2 protein-coding genes and 1 pseudogene are annotated in these 3,773 nt (G+C 72.8%); all 3 read right to left on the reverse strand.

Annotated features, from left to right (window positions below; genetic code table 11):
• Window positions 1-1,293, reverse strand: a pseudogene (locus GT030_RS00570) (hypothetical protein); the annotation flags it as partial.
• 39 nt (window positions 1,294-1,332) lie between these two features.
• Window positions 1,333-2,205, reverse strand: coding sequence for a hypothetical protein (locus GT030_RS00575; protein WP_161199301.1), 873 nt, complete (start codon window positions 2,203-2,205; stop codon window positions 1,333-1,335).
• Window positions 2,206-2,326: 121 nt separating this feature from the next.
• A partial coding sequence (locus tag GT030_RS00580; RefSeq protein ID WP_161199302.1) for a hypothetical protein occupies window positions 2,327-3,773 on the reverse strand: 1,447 nt, incomplete at its 5' end.

The following is a 3,773-nucleotide window of genomic DNA, read 5'->3' on the forward strand; positions in this document are numbered from 1 at the left end:
GGCCTCCTGGATGGCGGCGGAGACGCGGGCGACCCGGTCGGCGGCGGCGCGGTGGCGCAGCACGGCCTCGGCGGCCTGCCAGGCGGCGTGCAGGGTACGGGCGTCGGCCAGCTCGCGCTTCTGCGCGGCGGCGGCCTTCTCGGCGGCGGCCAACGCCAACGAGGCGTGCCGGTAAGCGAGTTCGGCCGCGATCAGCGAGCTGCGCGCACGGGCGCCCTCGGAGTGGGTGACGGTGTCGGCGGCGGCCGTGACCCGCTGGGCGAGGTCGGTGGCGCGAACCCGCTCGCGCACGGCCCGCGCGGACAGCCGCCGGGCCAGGGTGCGGGTGCGGCGCTCGGCACCGGTGTGCACCTCCCGCGCGCGGGTGCGGGCGCCGGTCGCCTCGACGATCCGGCCGAGCAGGTCGACCGAGCCCGCGGTGAAGTCCCGTTCCGCGATGAGTTCGGCGCGGCGGCCCAGCTTGTTGCCGAAGCCGCCGACGAGGTCGGCCAGGCCGTCGGTGTCACGGGTGTCGGTGACGGCACGCAGCAGCAGGTCGGTGAAGTCGGAGTCCTTCTTGACCGCGAAGAGGCCGGCCGCCTCACCCTCGTCGGCGTTCATCTCCCGCTGGTAGCGGAAGAGTTCGGGGTCCAGGCCGAGGTCGCCGAGGTGCTCGGTCCAGCGCTCGTGGGTCTCCTCCCAGTGCGCCTCCAGGTGCGGGTAGTTCTTGCCCGCCTCGGTGAGGGCGTCCCGGAAGCCCTTCATGGTGCGCCGGCGCCCCTGCGCCCCGGAGGCGCCTTCCACCAGCGGCCGTACGGCGGTGGACTCCGCGACCGGCAGGTTGTCGAGGCTCAGACCCGGGCCGGGCCGGAACGAGTACCAGGCTTCGGCGAACTTGCGCGGGTCGTTGGAGACCTGACGGCCGCGCCACTCACTGACCTTGCCGACGACCACGCACTCGCCGGTCTGCACGTGCTGCCACTCCAGCGCGACGTGCCCGCAGTCGTCGGCGAGCAGGAACTTGCGCAGCACGCCGGAGCTGGCGCCGCCCAGGGTGTTGCGGTGGCCGGGCAGCATCACCGAGAAGATCAGCTTGAGCAGGACGGACTTGCCACCGCCGTTCTCCAGGAAGAGCACACCGGCGGGCGCCGGGCGGCGCGGCGGGCCGACCGGCTCCTCCTCGAAGAACTCCGCCTGCGTGGGCGCCGGGTCGGGCACGGGGGCGCCCACGCCGCGCATGTCGAGCACGGTGTCGGCGTAGCGCGCGCCGGCGGGCCCGATGGAGTAGAGGCGGACGCGGGACAGCTCGTACATGGCGGACTCTCGTGAGGTCTTCGAAAAGGTGCGGGCGGGTCAGGAGTGGAAGGGCAGTCCGGCGTCGGCCACCAGGTCCAGGTCGTCGGTGTCCTCGGCGGGCAGCAGGGTGGCGGTGCCGCCGGTCTCGGTCACCACGCCCAGCTCGAGCAGTTCGCTGAGCGCCGCGCCGCCCGCCATGTCCCGCACCTGCAACTGGTAACGGGCGGTGGTGCGGTAGGTGCCGCCGTGGTCGTCGCCGGTGCGCTGGAGGAACCCGGACTCGGTGAGGAAGCCGAGCGCCTTGGCGACGATGCCGGTGGTGGAGGCGGCCGGGCGCCGGGCGTCCTTGGTGGCGCCGGTGGCGCTGCGCCGGGCCCAGATCCGCCAGGCGGCCTCCAGACCGGGGGCATCGGTCACCGGGTCGGTGTTCTCACCGGACTGCTCGGCCCGCTCCTCCAGCCTGCGGCACGCCTGCCGTACGAAGGCGTCCACGCCGTTGACCGTGACGCGCCCGATGTAGGAGTCGTCTGCCAGGTCCTCGGGCCGGGGGAAGGCCAGCGCGGCCACGGCCAGGTGGGCCAGGCCGTGCAGGAACCGGTCGGCGGCGTCGGCGGTGGTACGGCGGGCGTAGTCGCCCATCCGCACCGCGAACACCGAGTCCTCGGCGGCCGTCACGGCCATTCCGGCCCGTGGCGACACCTCCAGCACCACGAGCCCCAGCCCGGTCGCCACGGCGTCGGCCAGCCGCGCGAACGCCCCGTCCTCCCGGTACCGCCGCAACAGCTCGGTGTACTCCTGGTCCCGCGCGGGCTGCAACTTCGGCTGCAGCCCGAACGCCACCAGCCGCGCCGCGTCGGCGGCGTCGGCGGGGGTGACGGCCGGCGGCGCCGCCGGCGCTTCGACGTCACTCCACTCGACGTGCTCGGTCACGACGGATACTCCTTGAACTTGAAACCAGGGTCAGGTGCAGCCCACCCAGGGGCGCGGGGCCGTGTTCGCTCATGCGGCTCCGCCGCGTGGGCGCGATCAACCACGACGGCGGGAAAGCCACTCACCCGGCCACCGCCCGATCGCTGGCCATTCCCACGGCATCCAACAAGGCGGTCCCCACGATGAGATCCGCCCCACCGAAGTCCGGATCGTCCAGCTCAGTACCGTCGTCCACGGCGAACAACAGCTTCTCCTCGCCCTGTCGGTAGGCGGTACCGACAGCAGGACTCGCCGCGTGAATAGCCATCAGCGCCACCAGATACGCCAGCTCGAACCCCTCAGCGGCCCGAGCCTCCGCAAGCAGCCCCGACAGCCTCCGCGGAGCGTCCGCCGGCAGATCCAGCAGAGCGCGAGCCGCAGCCACCTGCTCCTCCGAGAACCGGCTGTCGTCCGGCGTGGCAATCAGATCCGGCTCCGGCATCTCCGCCCCCAGATGCTCCCGCTCGACCGGCGGCGTCAGCAGAATGTCGACCAGGTCCCCCACCCGCACCGACACCGGCGTACGCAACCCCACCCCGCTGCCGAAGAACGCGTCGGTGACCCGGATCGCCTGCTGAAGCGGCAACGGCAGGACAGGCGCGACCAGATGCCCGTACAGGTCCATGCCTGAGGTCCCCGTGGGCGTGGCGAACGCCTGCCGGTCCTGCTCCGCACGGAACAGCGGCCCCGCCTCCAGCAGCCGCGACTGGAGCTGGGTGTGGCGCCGGATGCAGTCCTTGACGATGTCGACCAGCTCGGCCGCGCGCCGCTTGTGCTCCGGCTCCTCGGTCTCGTCGCGGGCCTTGCGGATGTTGGTGAGGATCGCGTTCTCGTGGCGGTAGCGGTCGGCCACGTGGTCCAGCGCCTCGGCGATCATGTCGGGCACGGAGTTGAGCCAGTCGACCGCGCGGACGTTGCGCCGGGTGGCGTCCAGGGCGCGGCGCAGGGTCTCGGAGTACTGCACGGTGCGGTACCGGGCCTGCTCTGCGGCGAGTTGGGCGTCGGCCAGCCGGCCCCGGTTGATCAGCACCTCCAACTTGACCTCGGCGGCGATCTGGGCGCTGGTGACATCGGTGTCGAGGGCGCCGACGAGGACGTTGACGGCTTCGTCGGTGGTCCGCAGGTACACCGTGCCGCCGGGTCCCGGAACCTCTTCGATGAGCTTGAAGTCGTAGTCGCGGCGGACATAGCTGCCGTCGGAGGCGAAGGTGCCGTACACCGCGCGGAAGCCGCGGTCGGCGCTGCCGACGTTGATCAGGTTCTCCAGCACCCAGCGGGCCACGCGCTCGTGCTCGGCGGTGGTGCGGTGGGGGGCCTGGGCGGCGATGCGCGGGACGAGCCGGGCGACGATCTGCTCGTGGTCGGCGCCGGTGTCGAAGTCCATGTTGAGCGTGACGAGGTCGATGGCGGCCAGTGCCACCTCGGCCATGCCGTACGTCGAGTACTCACCGGCCAGGTTGGCCTTGCGGGCGTCCAGGTCGTGCAGCGGGGCCGTGCAGGCGAGCGCGCGCAGCCGCCGCGCCAGCCCC

The sequence above is a fragment of the Streptomyces sp. SID1328 genome, from assembly GCF_009865595.1.
GTDB classification, from domain to species: domain Bacteria; phylum Actinomycetota; class Actinomycetes; order Streptomycetales; family Streptomycetaceae; genus Streptomyces; species Streptomyces griseoluteus.